Raw genomic sequence first — 17,781 nt, 5'->3', positions numbered from 1 at the left:
AAAAAGTCTAAATACTTAAATCTGTTAAGTATTCTGAGTTGCTACTATTATTATACCCAGTTTGAATGGCTTTTCTAACATGATTTAATTCAGAAGCTAAAACTGGTTTCAAAAGGTTCCAAGCTGCTGCTGAACCGTGATTAAATGCAACTTTTATGGATGTCGTTTTTTTAGCAAAATCCAAGCGCCAATAGTCACTTTTCTTATCATCATAGTTAGGGTCCTGAAAAATAGGACTTTCAACAGCCCAATCTAAGTCTTTAAACTCCTCTTTTAATAATTTGTTGATTGTAGTAGAAAGACTCTTATTCTTTGTTTGATAATGTGTTTGATATGTATTGATTAACATTTCATCTGTAATTTTCGTAAGTGCATGTCATATCTCTTTCCATGAATCTAGAAATTCAATTTCATTTTCTAATATTGTAATTGCATTGCGGTGAGAAAAATACTAATATTGCATTGTTATCTCCTTGTATTAAAATCAAGATGATTTATTATCTCCGCTACATACCCACTATTCAACCAAAAACATTGTTTGGATATAATCTGACCATTAGGTAAAACTACTTTATCCTTGCCATTTTTACCTTTTGATTTTATATGAGCCACCCCGTTAAAAGAACTCTTAGGTAAGTTGTTTGTTTCTTCAATTTTCTTTCCTCGTTTTTTAAATTCAATATGTAATCCTTGTTGTAATAGTCTGTTTACTTCTTCCCATATTTGCTTGATTTCCTGATCAATTGTTGGTAAGGGCATATTCCATAGGTTAATTCCTTTGAAGTACAATTTCCGGTCAGGGTTTTGTTTTTTAGTTTCAGTAAATTCAAAGATTACAAAAAGGAATTTCGTTGTTGTGAATTTTTCCCGTATTAAGCTTTCTTCCCATGATTCACTGGTCCATTGATGAAAATCAATGTTTTCAAATGACATGCTTTCTTTTGGTTTTCCGTTAGGCTCGAGGCGTACAGTCTTGAATTGAATGTTTGCTTTTGCAAACTCCTCAATCTTGTCCAACCGAGTTCCTTTTATTCCAAGCAGTGAACTGACTAAGGAAGGGACGAAAGATTTTGAACCATTGTTGTATGTAACATTCAATCTTGTGGCTATTTCTTTGTCAGTTAAGCCGATATAGGGAGCAAACTTGTCATTCAATAAACTTTCCAGGGATTTTTCTTGTAAGTCGCTTTGTTTTGCAAATGACACCAGTTCTTCATTATTAACATATTTGCGAAGCAAGGCTGTCATATATGATTGTTTAAGGGAGAAAGCCCTTTGCATGGCCGGAATGTTTGAATTCGGTTGTGTACGCAAAGAGTTTTTGCTGGCTCCTTTTGTACAAGCACCTAAATAGTTGGTGTCACCTTCAGAAATTTCATGGGCCTTGCCGTTTCGGATTTTCTCTACAATCGTTTCCCAGTCCTGTTTAATGATCTCCAAATCTGCAGCCGGATAAGATAATAGGATATTCTTATATATGTAAAAATCCTTAGGTTCATAGTTGGGTAGCCATTCATAAAACATCAGTAAAATTTTTTTGTTTTTTTTCCAAAAACTTGAGGTCTCGAATGTGGTATTAACTTCATCCATGTAATTGATTATATTTAAAACCAATCGTTCCTTTGCAGAGATGGATTTGTTTTTATTCTGCTTGAAAGGGGTGACTTTCAACTCGATACCCAATTCTTCAAAATCCGGTCTTGCATCGGAATTGATTTTATAGCCAAAGAAACTTTCTTCGATTACTTGTCCTAGTCCCCCTTTTGATTTAGTGTTCGTGAGTCGACCTTTTAAATCAATTTCTCCAAAGGTTTTACCTATGGCTTCTTGTGCCTTAGTCATTAACTCTTCGACTGTTCTATATTCCATAAAATAACAAGCTCCTTTCTTGAGTGTTCTGTTAAAATGGAATTTTAAAATCTTTTACAATTCACGCATTACACTTTAAAATGATAGAGGGTATGTAATATTATACCGCTATATTCAAAATTCAGGTATATGAATTAACTTATTTTGGATAAATGAATTTATTTTATATTTTTAATGGATATTTCTTGATCTCACTAGGGATTATTATTATAATAGGTATAAAAGCCGAAAGGATGTTCGGTCATGATAAATGCAATTGAATTATTTGCGGGGGTCGGTGGGTTTCGGCTGGGCCTTGAGGCGGCAAAAGGATTTGATGTGGTTTGGGGTAACCAATGGGAACCTTCAAAAAAATCACAGGATGCTTTTAACTGTTATGCTAGACAGTTCGATAGAGGAATACACTCCAATGAAGATATTTCTACGGTAGATGAAAAGATATTTGTAAATAAAGGGATTGAACTAATTGTAGGCGGTTTTCCTTGTCAAGATTACTCCGTTGCCCGAAGTCTTTCCGGAGAAAAAGGAATTCAAGGGAAGAAAGGTGTCCTTTTCTGGGAAATCATGAGGCTTGCTGAAGGAATCAGGCCGAAGTATATCTTGCTGGAAAATGTGGACCGATTATTGAAGTCTCCATCGAAACAGCGTGGTAGGGATTTTTCCATCATGCTGGCAAGCTTCAGGGATTTGAATTACTCAGTCGAATGGAGAGTAGTCAATGCTGCCGAGTATGGACAAGCACAGAGGAGGCGACGGGTCTTCATTTTTGCCATCAGGAACGATACGCCGTATGTAAAAAGTAGGGCCAAGGAAGATGATGCGGTAATGTTGCATGAACGAGGTTTCTTCGCGAATGCATTTCCTGTCAAATGGGAAATTTCGAAAAAGCATAAACCAAATTCGTTCACGATGGAAGAAGGTATTCTCGAAATTTCAGATGAGTTCACGATGACATACCTAAATTCAGGAATTATGAGAGATGGCGCTGTATATACAGAGGAATTGCTCCCAATCGAGGAGCGGCCAAGGCTATTAGGTGAAATCTTGCAATCTGGTGTGGACGAAAAGTATTATCTTAGCACAGATGCAATAGAGAAATTCCGTTACCTTAAGGGCCCGAAAAAGATTGAGAGGACGGCTGCTAACGGACATAAATATGTATTCTCAGAGGGTGGGATGGCTTTCCCTGAATCGTTGGACAAGCCAGGTCGTACGATGCTGACAAGTGAAGGTACTGTGAATCGGAGCAGCCATGTGGTGGAAGATCCCGAAACGAAAAGGCTTCGCATCCTTACCCCGGTGGAGTGTGAACGATTGAATGGGTTCCCAGATCATTGGACGGAAGGAATGTCCGAACGGATGAGGTACTTCTGTATGGGAAATGCCCTGGTGGTTGGACTGATTGAAAGAATGGCCAAGCGAATTCTCGAAATCGAAGAAGAAGATGCAGCAGCTATTAAAGTGAATCCACAACAACTAAGTTTATTTTGAATTTAGAGTGGTCCCTGTCAAAATTGTCAGGGACCATTTTTATTCGTGTGCTATATTTTCCTTGGCATTATCGATGAAAGTGGAGATTTTTTCGATTGTATTATCAAAATTCTTTCTTACCTCATGCTCCCAGATTCGTAAGATATGCCAATTTCCATCTGTATAATATTTTGTGATTTCCAAATCGCGTTCCTGGTTTCTCTCAAGCTTTTTCATCCAGAAATCAACATTGCTCTTCGTCATTTTTCCATGAATCGGGCAAAAGTGCCAAAAGCACGAATCGATGAATATGACGACCTTATACTTTTTGATGGCGATGTCTGGTGTTCCCATCATCCCCCTGACATTCCTCCTGAATCGAGACCCCCTGTGCCATAGTTCATGTGAAACTAACGTTTCCAGTTTCGAAACGGCTTTAATGGATGACATGATTTTACTCCGGGTTTCTTTAGTCTCTGGTAATCGTGCATGATTTGCCAATATAAGATCCCCTTTCAGTTGGAAGTGTTCGTCCCTTATTCCATTAGTACCAACCCAAAGGTTTTTCAAACATCTATTTTAATTTAACATCTAATTGTTGTTACAATTTAAAGAAATTAATAAAAAAAATGTAAGTTAATTGTGATTAATATATAATGGTATATATGTACTATTATGAGTTTTGTCGAATAGTTTAATTGAATTTGGATATTCCTATTTTTAGTTAAGCTGTATATATCATAATTAAGGGCTGTATTAGCTGGAGTACCAATGTCTATTTGAACTAATATAGTATTACATAGAACTTAGATTATTACGACAAGTGAAAGATAGTGCTGCAACTGTTAAATAACACATGTATTAATAAAGCGTTTTTTCTTTATCCATGGAAAGTAACTTTTTAGTGAAGATATTATCATCTGAAGGGTTTCCCTGACTACCATTTTCAGCCAGTTTTTTTGTCGCTATGCTGACATTATCACTTTGAAGTTTTGAATTGACATGATTGAAGAAGACCCTGCCACATTCAAGTGAGTTGTATGGTGGGTTCGACGCAGTTAAGCCATGTGTGAAATTAATTGAACCGTAGGTGGATTATATGAATAAACAGCAATATATAAAAAAAGTGCAACAACAGTTAAATGAAAAATTTAATAAGTATACAGGTCTCTCTTTTTCCAATGTAGCAAGAGCTGTGGGTATCAATCCGGAGATTTTAAAAACCAAACTATCGACAGTTAACATTGTAAAGAAATTAAAGGAGATTGAAGATTTTAATGAAGATGATCTTATCTTTGGGGAATATATCAAATCAGTATCTTTGAAAACCGTTCGTTTGAAACATAATGGTATACCAAAGGAGTCAATGTCTTTTGAACAAATAAAGTTTAATGAACTTGTGAGAGAATCCTGGGAGACAAGCAAATTAAGAGAAAAATTTTTGACTACTACATTCCTGTTTGTAGTTTTTGAATATGAGGGGAAAAATACTTCAGTAGACAACCTGTATTTCAGAGGATTCTATGTATGGCAGATGCCGTTGAAAACATTAGATAACGATGTGAAAAAAGTATGGGAAAAGACCAAAAAACTTTTACAGGATGGATTGGAAATCAAAGTAGTGAAGCGTGGTATTAAGACTGTTCAGTCAAATAACTTACCAGGAATCCGATTTAATAATGTAGCTCATGTCAGGCCAAAGGCCAATGATTCATCTGATAAAGTATTTTTACCTAATGGACAGTCTATTACAAAGCAAGCATTTTGGTTAAATGCGGATTTTATAGCAGAAGTCATTAGAGAAATGCCTAAAGTAACGAATTATAAAAAAAGTAAAGTTGAATTTAAACCGTTGGAAACTACAAGCATAGAAAAAATCAAAAAAAAATTGGTGCATCCTATTTATACTTTTGATGATTTCAATAATATATCTAGTAAAGTAGTAGACAAGTTTGAAGAAAACTATTTTAATTCGGAAAATATCTCTGCAATGGGATATAATATTCATCCTAATTTTATACTAATTAAAGAAATTAGTAGACCTGAGGAATATTTTGAACAAAAAATATTTGAACAAGATTATTTTACTAAAACAATCGATCCTATTTACGATAGTGGCCCATTTTTGCGTAAACTAGTGAATCTCGAAAACAGCTATGATTTATTGAAAGTAGAAGAAAATACGTATATAACAATCAAAAAACTGAATGAAGCTGGTATATATAAAAAAGATTTAATAGATTTTAAAAATAAAATAGAAAATTTTGTAAGTGATGGTCAATTTTTCACTTGGGATTCTATCGTAAAAGCAGGCTTTCAAAATGAATTAATAGACCTGGGATTCCAAGAGATTTTTTACGAGAGTTTACTTAAAAGACCAGGTGCTTTTAAGTACATGAAAATCAATCAAACGTCATTTTTTGTGAAATCTATAGATGATTTTAATATAAGTGATTTCTTTCGATATTTAATGGGAGAGAAAACCTCCATCTCTTTAAATGAACTAGATGATAAATTTATAGAACAGTTTAGTACATTTATTAACCGAGATAATATAGGTTTTTATGCTAAGCAAAGCCTGCTATATTATTCAGAAGAACTTGAACGATTATTTATTAGCAGAGAGGTATATTACCAATATATTGAATAATGAGGTGATGGGTCTGTGTATTTTTTGTATGAATTATGCAATCAAGGGATTTCTACGAGACAGGTATCATTATTAGTTGAAAAGGGCTTTACACCAGATGTATTAAGTAATAAAAAAAATGATGAATAAAATCGATTCACGAAATAAAGTAGATGATCTTTATCAATTGTTTAATGAAGGCCTGTCACTGAATATCATTGAAAATTTAATAGAGGCTGGTGTTCGGTATCATGAAGTACCAGAACTCTTAGTTAGCGGGAGTGTACATTCTAAGATTTCTTTAAGGCAGACGACTATAAATAAAATTATAGAAGCATTCAATGCAGTTGAAAATAACAAAGGATCTGTTTCTTATTACCAATTATTTAATTTTGCAAATAATTATATTTCTACACTATCGTATAATCAATCTATTACAATTGTGCAGTTAAGAGATATTCTTTCTAGAAAGTTTCTAGTGCCAATCGGGGATAATTTGAATCGAATCATTGCAGATTTGCAAAAGGCGAGAAAAATAAAATTTACATCTATAGGCATAAAAAAGTATGTATTTTCTTTAATGGAATATTTGAAAGAGGATTTTGATAATAAAGAGCTAATTTTAGAAAGATTACAGGGTAAAAATTTTCAACAACTGGCAGATCATTTTGGATATTCAAGACAAGGTGCATTTAATGTTGTGAAAAGAGTAATGGCAAAAATGCCTGTGTTCGAAGAAGAGTATAGATTTTCTAAACTGTTCGATGAATATGATGTTGAGGAAACACTATTTTGTAAATTATTTGATGAAGCGCCTATAGTTTATCATTTCATGATTAATAAGTTTAATCGTCAAAGCAAGTCAATTTTAGAAGGTTTTTACCACCTTAATTTCAATGAAAAACAAAAGGAATATTTGTTGCAGCATTTTAATTGCTTCATTTCTTCTAGCGGCGATATTTTAGAGTATTCACGAATCAATGTTTTTAATGAAGTGTTAAAAAAATGCCATTATGAAAAAATGCGTAATGAAGATATGTTAGAAAGTTATAACGATTTTCTTGTGAAAAATAATTTTCCAGAAAGCTTGAAGGCTGATATTAACTCTATTCGTGGAATAGCAGAGAGAAGCAACATTGTCATTCGTTGTAGAAGAAATTATTTTAGATATTATGATTTTCAAGTGGTCGATAGACATATGCTGACTCGTCTACATGATTTATTAATGCTTGAACGAGGTGTATATAGTACTAAAAAACTTTTCAATGAGAACCCTGACCTGATGGCAGAATTGGATATCAGGACTGAATACGAATTACACAATTTATTGAAAAGGTACATACATCCTCCGCAAGTGCGATATACACGTATGCCTGAATTCATAATGGGTAAAATTACAAAGAAAGAATTTATTCTTGAAATTTTTAATGAGTTAGCACCTATTGAATTCAGTGAATTTCTAGAGTATGCAGAGGAGAATTTTGGGCTCAGAAAAGACTCTTTAGCGAGTTATATTACAAGTGAATTTTCTAAATATATTCACAATGACTATATCAAAATAGACTATCAATTATTGTCTAAAGACAAATTACAAGAATTAAAAACAAATTTAAGTGAGCCTATCTATACTGTAGAACAGTTTAAGTCAATTGGCTTGAAAGTAGATAAACATTTTAATATGTATGTGAATAATATGAACTTAACACATTTAGGCTATACTTTAAGAAGCAATTATGTTCTATCAAATGAATACTCATCCGTTGAGGAATATTTCAGAGCGAACATTCTATCTCAAGATTATTTTGTTTACGAAGATTTACCAATTTATAAAAATCAAAGCTATACTAGTGCGATTTCGAAGCTTGAAAAAAGTTTCGATATTATTAAGGTCGAGAAAGATATGTATATCACTTCTAAGAAACTAGGTGAAGCTGGTATCTCCCAAGGTAATATCATGGAGTTTCGGGAAAAGTTAATAGAGCTAGTACAACATAATGAATTTTTCACTTTGAAAAGGGTAAGAGATCTAGGATTTGAACACTTTATAGAGGATTTCGGTTTTGATAATATTTTTTATGAACGTATGATTGCCAGATTTGAAGGGATTTCGACTATTCGTTTAGGAGCAGGATATGTATTCAAACTCACTGAAGAACAAATTAGTTTATCAGATTTTTTATATAACCGTGTAGCGGCTCATGGAAAGTTGAATTTATACGATTTGTTAGATGAGCTAAAAAACAAATATGGATTGAATATAGAAACTCATAAAATTATTAGTTCAATTCAACAGGTAGAAGTTTTTTACTCAGAAGAATTACAAAGATTTTATTTAGATGCAGATGATTATTATGAGGAGGTATTTTCGTGAGTATTAACTTATTAGATTTAATTGGGACTGAGATTACGATAACTTCGGGGGCCAGGAAGCTAACGATTAAAGGGGTTACTGAAAACTATACAGTTTACAAAATTCCTTTGGAAGTTTTATTTTATAACGATCGTAATGGAAGAATAGCTACTTGGATTAGTCAATACTCTTCTGAAGTAGGGCCATTGAATCCAACGCAGGATATGAAAAAGTATAATCAGACTCTGCATGAATTTATTCGCAAGTCTAATCCTGGTGCTTTAACAAAAACGAAGAATAATATCAAGGCATTTGGTCAAAGGGTTGCTGGTGTAGTATTGCAAGATGGCAGAATTATTGATGGGAATCGCCGTTATACTTGCTTACGGGAATTGAAGTATGAAGATGGTATGGACTGTTATTTTGAAGCAGTTATCTTAGATACAACGAATAGTATTACAAATAAAGATATTAAACGACTCGAGTTAAATCTTCAGCATGCGGAAGAAAAGCCAGTAGATTATAATCCAATTGATAATTTAGTGGACGTTTATCGTGATATTATCGAAGAAGAAACTTTCACAGAAGCAGAATATGCTAATAATACATCACGAACTAAAAATGAGGTTACCAAGTTAATTGAAAAATCTAAGTTAATGGTAGAATTCTTGGAGTTTATGAATGCTAAAGGTAAATATTATATTGCACGTGAATTAAACTTAGATGGTCCTTTACAAGAGATTATGTTGATTTTAAATAAAGTTACAGAAGGTGCAGAAGCTGATTCTATTAAGGATACATTATTTGCAAATTTATTGACTTCAAAGCAAGGGGATTTAACTCGTCATATCCGTGACATTGGCAATCATATTATTAAGACAGACAATGTTGCTCAATTTATTGAAGATCATGAAGAGGTTGTAGAGGTAATTTATGAGAAATTACGTGCAGATAAACAAAGCTCTGTTGTTTCAATTAAAGAAGCCATTCAAGACGAAAAAGCGGTTGTTAAGCAAAGCCAAGACCTGGTAGAAGATTATATAGAAAAGAACAAGCTTATTAATGCAAGGAACAAACCAGTTGAATTACTAACAAGGTCATTTACAACATTAGACAGCATTGACTCAGTTGCCGTGTCTAAAATGAGTGATGAAAATAAACAAGAATTTAAGAAATTATTAGATAAGATGAATGCAACATTAGGGTTATTAGAGAGCAAAATGTAATGTTCAAGACATTGTATTTGAAACCTAGTTATTATACAGCTGAATCAAATGTCATCGAAGAATTTTATAATCCTGTTTTAGGGAATGCTGTTAGATATGACAGAGTAAGTGGTTATTTTAGTTCAAAAGCACTTGCTGCTTACGGAAAAGGTTTACAAGGACTTGTAAAGAATGGCGGTAAATATAAATTAATCATTTCACATGAAATTAGTGAAGCTGATTTTTTGTTAATCAAAAGTGGTTATTCCAATCGAAAAATTCAACAAGAACTGTTGAATAGAATGGAAGAAGAGTTGTCCTTAGCTGAAGAAATGCAGTTATTTAATTTGGCGAATTTAATTGCTACAGGCTATGTAGATATAAAAATTGCATTTAAAAAGGCAGGCCTTTTCCATGCGAAGTATGGCCTCTGTTATGATTCCTATGAAAATGTCATTTATTTTACAGGCTCAAATAATGAGACCCAAGCAGCAATCATGGCAAACTATGAATCATTTGATGTATCTACAAGTTGGTTAGTATCCGATTTTGATAGACAAAAAATTGTTCATGCACAAGAAGTCTTTGAGAAACTTTGGTGTAATGAAGTAAATAATATTTACGTTACTGAGATAGATGAAGTTGTAAAAAAAAGAATATTAAGTTTTGATAAGGGGCGTCTTATATTGGATGTAGAATTGTTAACAAAAGATGCACTTGTTTTGACGATAGAAAATGAATTACTTGTATTATATGATCGACTTGAAAATTTTCAAGTGACACCAGGAGACTACTTGCTATCTAAAAAGTTGAGATATTATTATGATGGAGAATATCCAAACTTTAAAAATGATTTAACTTATATAGATATGCAGTATATAATTCAAGTTTTTGAAAAATATGCTGACAAAAAGGGGTTCAATTTTGTTGTAAGCGATAGACTTCAACAATATATTTTCAATCATAATTTTATGATTGAAGAGAGAGCCAAATATGCACTCATGATAAAAACACAAAATCCACTAGTTTTATCTGACTTTGAAAAGTTCAAGCAAGTGATAAATAAAGAATTACATCGTTTTTTAAGGGATCAACAACTTTGGAGTGCATTTTATATGATGCAAATGAAGAAGTGTGCTAATTTTTCAGTTCCTGGTTCAGGGAAAACATCTATGATATACGGTGTATTTGCATTTCTAAATGCACCTGAAGTTAATAAAGCGGATAAAATAGTGATGGTCGGACCAAAGAACTCATTTTTATCTTGGAAGCTAGAGTTTGTTGAGAACTTTGGCAATAAAAAAGAGTTGAAAGTATTAGATATTCATGAGGAAGATGGGGCAGAGGTCCAAATAAGATTAAATAGCCGGGATAAAAATTTAATCTTAATCAACTATGAATCACTTGCTAAATATGAAGATGCTTTGATGAGTGTTATTAATGAGAAAACTATTCTAGTATTTGATGAAGTGCATAAAATCAAAGGTATTAAGAGTGTGAGAGCTAAAGTTGCGAAGAGAATTTCTAAAAAACCAATCTATAAGTACGTCTTAACAGGAACACCAATACCCAATACTTATGAAGATATATACAACTTCTTAAATGTACTTTATCAAGAAGAATATAAATTATTTTTTAATTTTGATTTGTTACGTTTGAAAAATCCAACGCCTGTAGAAATTGATAAAATTACAGAAAAATTATTCCCTTTCTTTTGGCGTACTACCAAAAAGCAACTATCTGTTCCAGAAGCTAATGAAGATATATTAGTTCGCTGTGAAATGGATGTTGATGAGCAACAAATTATAGATTTGTTATATAGGAAATATGGGCATCGAGTATTCTTATTGTATATTCGATTAATTCAAGCATCGTCCAATCCCGAGTTACTATTGAAATCTATTGTAAATAGCGAGCTGTTTGATATGGAAAATGAAGAAGCTTGGCCAATAATTGAAGATGATTTGATTACATTTAGTGAAGAAGAAAAGATGTTGATTCGCTCTGTCTCTTCAACTTCGAAATATCGAAAAGCAATCGAAATAGCAGTGGGGCTATACCAAGAGGGAAAACAGTCTATAATTTGGTGCATGTTTGTAGATACGATTAATAAAGTGATGAAGGACTTGCAAAGTAGAGGCATAAAAGCACGTGTAATATATGGGGCGACACCTCAGTCTGAACGAGATGAGCTTATTCAACTGTTTAAAGAGCAAAAAATAGATGTGCTAATCACGAACCCACATACTTTAGCTGAATCTGTCTCACTTCATAAAACATGTCATGATGCTATTTACCTTGAGTATTCTTTTAATTTAACTCATATGCTACAGTCTAGAGACCGTATTCATCGTTTAGGATTACCACATGAGCAATATACTCAGTACTATTACTTAATGTTGGATGGACAGCAAGAAAAACGCAACCCTATCGATGAAAAAATCTATTGGCGCTTAAAGGAAAAGCAAAAAATCATGGAGGACGCTATAGAAGGTAACATTCTAGGACCTATGATATTTGATGATGCGGAAGATTTAAAAAATTTATTTAGTATATAGTTTTGTTAGAAGGAGCTTATCTAAAAGGTATTGCTCCTTTTATTATAAAGATATTTGCATTCATCTATATTCATATATTTGGGACCAATTGACAGACTATTTAAATCAAATTATACATCGATTTAGCGTATAATTTACGATCGTATAAAAGGAGATTAAGCATGATGGAGCCAAAGGCTTTTGGATCATTTGTCAAAAGGGGAGAAAATATATATCGAACATCAGCTTACATTCAGTGGGGAGATTCAGAGGAATCTATTGGAGCATGTCTTTTACAAAATCCAGGATCAGCTACACTAGATAAAGAATTAACTCAGTTACTTAATGCAGTGGGGTTTGCCAGTGGTTGGATAAAGGCAGAAGATCCTACTATGAAACAGTTAGTCACTGTTATCGAAGGAATTTACGGTAAAGATAAGCCTGTTTCAGGTCGATTACATATCTATAATATTTTTAATCTTCAAAATACTAAGTCGGAAGATGCAATAGAGCATTTTGAAAATCTTGTCCAATCTGGTGAATATGATATTACAAAACCGCTAGTTAATATAAACGAATTTAAATTGCATCCTTGGATTCTCCTTGGTTGGGGAGTCAAGCACGAAAGGAAATGGGAGAACTATAGACTGATTAAGGAGAAATGGCTTAAATTAATAAAAGAAACAAATGTTCCTTCTTTCGGGAAAAAACATGAAAAAAAGAATGAATATTATCACCCATGCCCACTCATTTCATCACACAGACCCATGATGGCTCAAGAGCTGATTAATATATATAAGCAGCAGTTTTGTATTCAACGTTTTCCAAGCTATGCAACAAAACCTAATTTGATTGTAGAAATGAAACAAGTAGAAAAATATGACGATGACGACTATGGATGGTATAGGACGCCTGCAAATCCTGAATCCGTTGTAAAGGGATTCTCTCACCTAAGCATCCAAAGTGGCTATAAACTAAGGGCGTATCAATTTAGTGATGGCGGCGGTAATGGTAATGGAATCGTATGGGCAATTCCTGAAAAAAAGGAGTTACAGGATGTAGAAGATTGTAAGCAATTAGATGGTTTCTTATCCGCTCCAAAACCAGCTTATGCATTGTCAGATTTTATGCAAGTCATTGAAGGAGATAAAACACCTTTATCTTATTTACAGGCGGCAATCGTATATCATGAATTACATGAATTTGGAGCTAACTGGCATGGGACATCTTGGGGAAGAGATGTTATCTTGCCAGTTCAAGAGGAATCAGGAGATGAATCATATGATTATAACGTTAATGATGAATGGGAAATGATTGAGAAAGAGCCTGATATAATAGAACCTCATTTTTATTACAGTAGGGAAGGCTATCCCGTCATTGTATTTCATGCCATAAATGATATCGGAACAGTCACATGGAATCGATATGTACATGTATTCAGTAAAGATGACTATACATTAAAAGTTGAACAAACATGTATTGCGACGGGTGGAGCTGGAATTATCTTTTAGGATCGATTGAACGGTACTTGGTTCAGGTCTACTCTTCAAAATATGTAGTCCGCATTTTTTCAGGGGTGCTTGAAAAGAACAATTAAGAGACATCCCCCAAGGAATGTCTCTCCCCTCCTATAAACTTATCACACTCATCATCCCCTCATGCGTAGCTTCCTCAATCGTCCGCGGACCAAGGCAATCCCCTATCTGTTTCACAATAGGTGCATGGCCTTTCATTTCCTCGAATAGTTCGGTATTGGGAATGCGGCCAAGGGAGAGGACGATGGAGTCCCAGTTGGTTAGTTCTTGTTTTTGTTGGGTGAATAGGTTCCGGATGATGACGTGATTTTCTTTGATTGCCCCGATGTCGTAATGGGGGAGGAGTGTGACGCTTAGGTTGTATAGTTTTTTTAGGTATTCGTTCCTGAGATATTGGTGGACGGTTTCACCGATGTGCAGTCGTGATGATATGAGTGTGACGTGGCGGCCTTTTTCGGCTAGGTAGATGGCTGCTTCCATGCCGGGCCAGTCACCGCCAAAGTCGAATACGAGTACGTTTTCCCCGACTTTTTTGGTTGAGCTGAAGAGGTCATCACTCATGATGATCCGTGGGTCATCGATTCCTTCGATGGCTGGTGTATAGGGCCGTGAGCCGGTTGCGCAGATGATGGCGTCCGGTTTTGATTCGGATATTTCTTGGGCGGTGGCTGTTTTGCCTAATTGCACATTTATATTGCTTCTCATTAGTTTCCTGGAGTAGTTATCGAGCATCGATTCTGCGAGTTCATGACGCATGGGTGCTTTGCGCATGGTACGAAGCAGGCCGCCGATTGATTTGCTTTGATCGATCAGTGTAACGGAATGACCTAGTGAATCCGCGGTTATGGCTGCCTGTAATCCGCCGGGTCCGGCGCCGATGACGAGGACATTTTGTTTGCTTCTCTTTTTCTTTAATTCTGGTAAAATCCATGCTTCTTTACCTGTTGTCGGGTTTTGGACACAGCCAATCGGCAGTCCTTTATGATAGTGACCGATACAGGCTTGTAAACAGCCGATGCATGCATCGATTGCTTGCAGGTCGCCATCTTTTGCTTTGTTGGGCATGTCTGGGTCGACGATTAAGGCCCTGGTCATTCCGACGACATCGGCTTTTCCGGTTGATACGATCTGTTCCGCTTCAACGGGGTCGACGATTCGATTGCCGACAAAGACCGGTACGGCTCCTGCCATCCTGATTTTGAATCCATGTGGAGATAGGTATGCGTGCTTTATCGGTGATGGCGGCACGATATGTGTTGATCCCTCAAAGGTGCTTGAATCTCCGGCAGTGACATTAATGAAATCCAATCGGACTTTTTCTGCGAGATATTCGACGATTTGCACGGAATCCTTCATTGTTGTCCCGTCCATCGTCAGTTCGTCTGAACTCATGCGAATGCCGACGGTAAAGTCTTCTCCGACTCTTTCCCATACCTTCTCCAAGATTTCCACGATGAATCGCATCCGATTTTCAAAAGACCCGCCATAGAAATCGGTGCGTTTATTTGTATGCACCGACCAAAACTGGGCAGGAAGATATCCGTGTGAACAGCAAATTTCCACTCCATCAAGTCCGCCTTCCTTTGCCAGCTGTGCTGAATGTGCGAACCCTTCAATCACTCCTTCAATATCCTCCAAGCTCATTGGTTTTGGCATCACGCCAAAGCGCAGGCTGGGAACGGCTGAAGGCGCCCATGCCGCATTTCGATAGTCGCTCGATACGACTTCCCTTCCGCCATGAAATAGCTGCGAGAAAACCTTCGTTCCATACTTATGGAGCGTTTCGGAAAGCTCTTTGTAGGCATCGACAATTCTTTGGTCATAGCCTGCGATCGTTTTGGACGTAAGCATGCCGGATGGATGTACCGATGCCGCTTCAAGGATGATTAATCCGACGCCCCCTTTAGCACGGGCTTCATGATAGGCCACCATATCCGAAGTGGGGATTCCGTCCGTGACATGATTTGTTTGATGTGCTGTACTTAAGATCCGGTTTTTTAATTCAGTAGAACCGATCGTTAATTGGGTAAACAGATTCTTGAATTGAGCCATATCCATGACCACTCCCTAATGTTAGATAGAATGAGAGTATAGAGGGCAGCCGCCTCTACCTATCCCTATACAGGTTCAATATGCAATAACCATGCCGTTTGGGGGAATGCGGTTTCATATCCGTTTTTTTACTTGGATAAAGAGGGTATGGCTCATGAGTATCGTATTTTATATCTAGATAACTGAACCTTTTTTGAAAAGTGGTGATTCATAAAAGGTTCAGTTCTGAATTTGTTGATTTAGAGACATTCGTCGCTTATGAAAATGATACTTATTTCTTTTTGTATCATAAAGTGTAACAAAATCGGTTCGAAATCAAAATATGGGGTGATGTGATGGAAGTAAAAAAGGAATCACTAATTGTATTTTCTGATATTTCTATTTTGGATGTAAAAGCCTTGCTGAAAATACATTCTTCGCCTTTTATTGTCATGAAAAATCACTTGGAGATCCTCGGCATATTGGATGAAGGTTTCTTTTTGAAGAGATTGGATAGCGATGGTCAAAATCAGGAAATCTCGGCTTATCTGAATTCATCGTTTGTCGTCGTTGATGATTTAGATAAGCTAAGTGAAGAGGATATGAGCACCTATGATTTTGTGATTCAACATGGCGATAACCAATATAGCTGCCATCCGATTTCCGAAGTCAGGGAAATGCTGCTTAAAAAGAAGATGAAGAGCTTAATCAGTCTAAATGAATCACTAAAGAAAGAGCTGGAAGTGACAAGAAAAAAGGTAAAGGAGCTCACGCAAATCCTGCATTCCAGCTATGATGAAATTTTCGTGACGGATGCGAACGGGGACACGTTATTCGTGAGTGAGGCCTGCAAGAAGCTTACAGGGCTGCCGCCGGAGGCCTTTATTAATAAGAACATTAATGAGTTAGTTGAAAAGGGACTGATCGTCAATTCGGTTACATTAAAAACGATGAAAACGAAAGCGATCCATTCGGCGGAGCAAACCTATCCGCATGGATTGACGGTATTCAGCACAGCGAAGCCGATTTTTGATGAGGAGGGGAACTTATATAGAATCGTTTCAAACTCCAGGGATATCACGGAATTGGTTGAGATGAAGAGTCAATTGAACAGAGTGAAGCTTAGGAACCAGCGGGCCCAGCATGAAAATTCGAGAACCGTTTCGTTCAATAACTTCATTACAAATTCGGATAAGATGGTAAAGGTTTTTGAGTTAGCTGAAAAAGTCGCCCCGATGGATTCCTCGATCTTCATCCATGGAGAAACCGGAGTCGGAAAAGGGGTTTTAGCAAGGGTCATTCACGATCTCAGCAGCAGAAAGGATAAGAATTTCATTCAAGTGAATTGCGGCGCAATACCATCGGCTTTAATTGAGTCCGAGCTGTTTGGCTACGAAAGCGGCGCATTTACGGGAGCTAATAAGCACGGGAAAAAGGGGCTTGTTGAGAGTGCCGATGGAGGCACGTTGTTTCTTGATGAAATCGGGGAAATGCCGCTCGACATTCAAGTGAAAATCCTGCATTTGGTCCAGGATCGAACATTCATGAAGGTGGGAGGAACGAAGGAGAAAAAGGTGAATATCCGCATCATCTCCGCCACCAATAAAGACTTGAAGCAAATGATCAAGAATAATCAGTTCCGCGAAGATCTATATTATCGGCTGCATGTCGTTCCAATGGAAATACCGCAGCTGCGTGAGCGGAAGGAAGACATCTTATTATTAACCGATTATTTTCTGAAGAAATTCAATGAAAAATACGGTCAATCCATCACGATCGATGATCATTCCAAGTTAATTCTGCAGCTGCAGGATTACCCGGGCAATGTTCGGGAATTGGAAAATGTAATCGAACAAATTGTCGTGACAGCTAGAAAGCCCATCGTAACGATAGATGATTTGCCTTCCGGTTTAACCTACAAAGATACGGCACTGGTCAATTTAACAGGAATCATTCCCTTGAAAAAAGCGTTAGAGGAAACGGAAAAGCAATTATTGTCACAGGCCCTTTCCACCTATAAATCAACCAGAAAAATGGCCAAGGCCCTGGAGGTCAGCCAAACGACGATCATGCGCAAACTGGGCAAATACCAATTTAGCTATCAGGACGATTAATAATAAATTAACCTCCATTAAAATCTGAATATTCAAAAACT

The 17,781-nt window shown here is 36.0% G+C and carries 11 protein-coding genes; 7 read left to right on the top strand and 4 right to left on the bottom strand.

All coding sequences use genetic code 11. The features are described from left to right. Positions 1–7 precede the first annotated feature (7 nt). Both NYE65_RS06865 and NYE65_RS06860 read right to left on the bottom strand, forming a co-directional pair. Entirely contained in the window at positions 8–349 is a 342-nt protein-coding gene (locus tag NYE65_RS06865; RefSeq protein ID WP_340860142.1) for a hypothetical protein, read from the bottom strand. Positions 350–465: 116 nt separating this feature from the next. After that, positions 466–1,869 (bottom strand): Sau3AI family type II restriction endonuclease, encoded by a 1,404-nt coding sequence (locus NYE65_RS06860; protein WP_340860140.1) that lies wholly within the window; start codon positions 1,867–1,869, stop codon positions 466–468. A 243-nt stretch (positions 1,870–2,112) separates the two neighbouring features. Between NYE65_RS06860 and dcm the strand changes: the two genes are divergently transcribed. Beyond that, positions 2,113–3,360 (top strand): DNA (cytosine-5-)-methyltransferase, encoded by a 1,248-nt coding sequence (dcm, locus tag NYE65_RS06855; protein WP_340860138.1) that lies wholly within the window; start codon positions 2,113–2,115, stop codon positions 3,358–3,360. 39 nt (positions 3,361–3,399) lie between these two features. Here dcm and NYE65_RS06850 read toward each other — a convergent pair whose 3' ends face one another. Continuing rightward, the gene (locus NYE65_RS06850; RefSeq protein ID WP_340860137.1) at positions 3,400–3,840 is read right to left on the bottom strand and encodes a very short patch repair endonuclease; all 441 of its coding nucleotides are present in this window, start codon (positions 3,838–3,840) and stop codon (positions 3,400–3,402) included. Between the two features lie 598 nt (positions 3,841–4,438). Here NYE65_RS06850 and NYE65_RS06845 point away from each other — a divergent pair. From NYE65_RS06845 to NYE65_RS06825, 5 genes are all read left to right on the top strand, one after another. After that, positions 4,439–5,989 (top strand): MutH/Sau3AI family endonuclease, encoded by a 1,551-nt coding sequence (locus tag NYE65_RS06845; RefSeq protein WP_340860136.1) that lies wholly within the window; start codon positions 4,439–4,441, stop codon positions 5,987–5,989. 118 nt (positions 5,990–6,107) lie between these two features. After that, a complete protein-coding gene (locus tag NYE65_RS06840) occupies positions 6,108–8,339 on the top strand; it encodes a hypothetical protein (protein ID WP_340860135.1) in 2,232 nt (743 codons plus the stop codon). After that, a complete protein-coding gene (locus NYE65_RS06835; RefSeq protein ID WP_340860134.1) occupies positions 8,336–9,544 on the top strand; it encodes a ParB/RepB/Spo0J family partition protein in 1,209 nt (402 codons plus the stop codon). Before NYE65_RS06840 ends, NYE65_RS06835 begins: the two co-directional genes overlap by 4 nt. Continuing rightward, positions 9,544–12,081, top strand: a complete 2,538-nt coding sequence (locus NYE65_RS06830; protein WP_340860133.1) for an SNF2-related protein — start codon at positions 9,544–9,546, stop codon at positions 12,079–12,081. The genes NYE65_RS06835 and NYE65_RS06830 overlap by 1 nt, the downstream gene beginning before the upstream one ends. Before the next feature lie 161 nt (positions 12,082–12,242). Then, positions 12,243–13,571, top strand: a complete 1,329-nt coding sequence (locus NYE65_RS06825) for a hypothetical protein (RefSeq protein WP_340860132.1) — start codon at positions 12,243–12,245, stop codon at positions 13,569–13,571. Between the two features lie 117 nt (positions 13,572–13,688). Here NYE65_RS06825 and NYE65_RS06820 read toward each other — a convergent pair whose 3' ends face one another. Continuing rightward, positions 13,689–15,647: an oxidoreductase gene (locus NYE65_RS06820; RefSeq protein ID WP_340860131.1), complete on the bottom strand. Its 1,959-nt coding sequence runs from the start codon at positions 15,645–15,647 to the stop codon at positions 13,689–13,691. 335 nt (positions 15,648–15,982) lie between these two features. Here NYE65_RS06820 and NYE65_RS06815 point away from each other — a divergent pair, with 335 nt between their 5' ends. Continuing rightward, complete coding sequence (locus tag NYE65_RS06815; RefSeq protein WP_340860129.1) at positions 15,983–17,740, top strand: sigma-54 interaction domain-containing protein; 1,758 nt, start codon at positions 15,983–15,985, stop codon at positions 17,738–17,740. Positions 17,741–17,781 lie beyond the last annotated feature (41 nt).

The organism is Peribacillus sp. FSL R5-0717, from assembly GCF_038002945.1.
In the GTDB taxonomy this organism is placed as follows: Bacteria; Bacillota; Bacilli; order Bacillales; family DSM-1321; genus Peribacillus; species Peribacillus frigoritolerans.
This window is presented reverse-complemented; position numbering and strand designations above follow the sequence as displayed.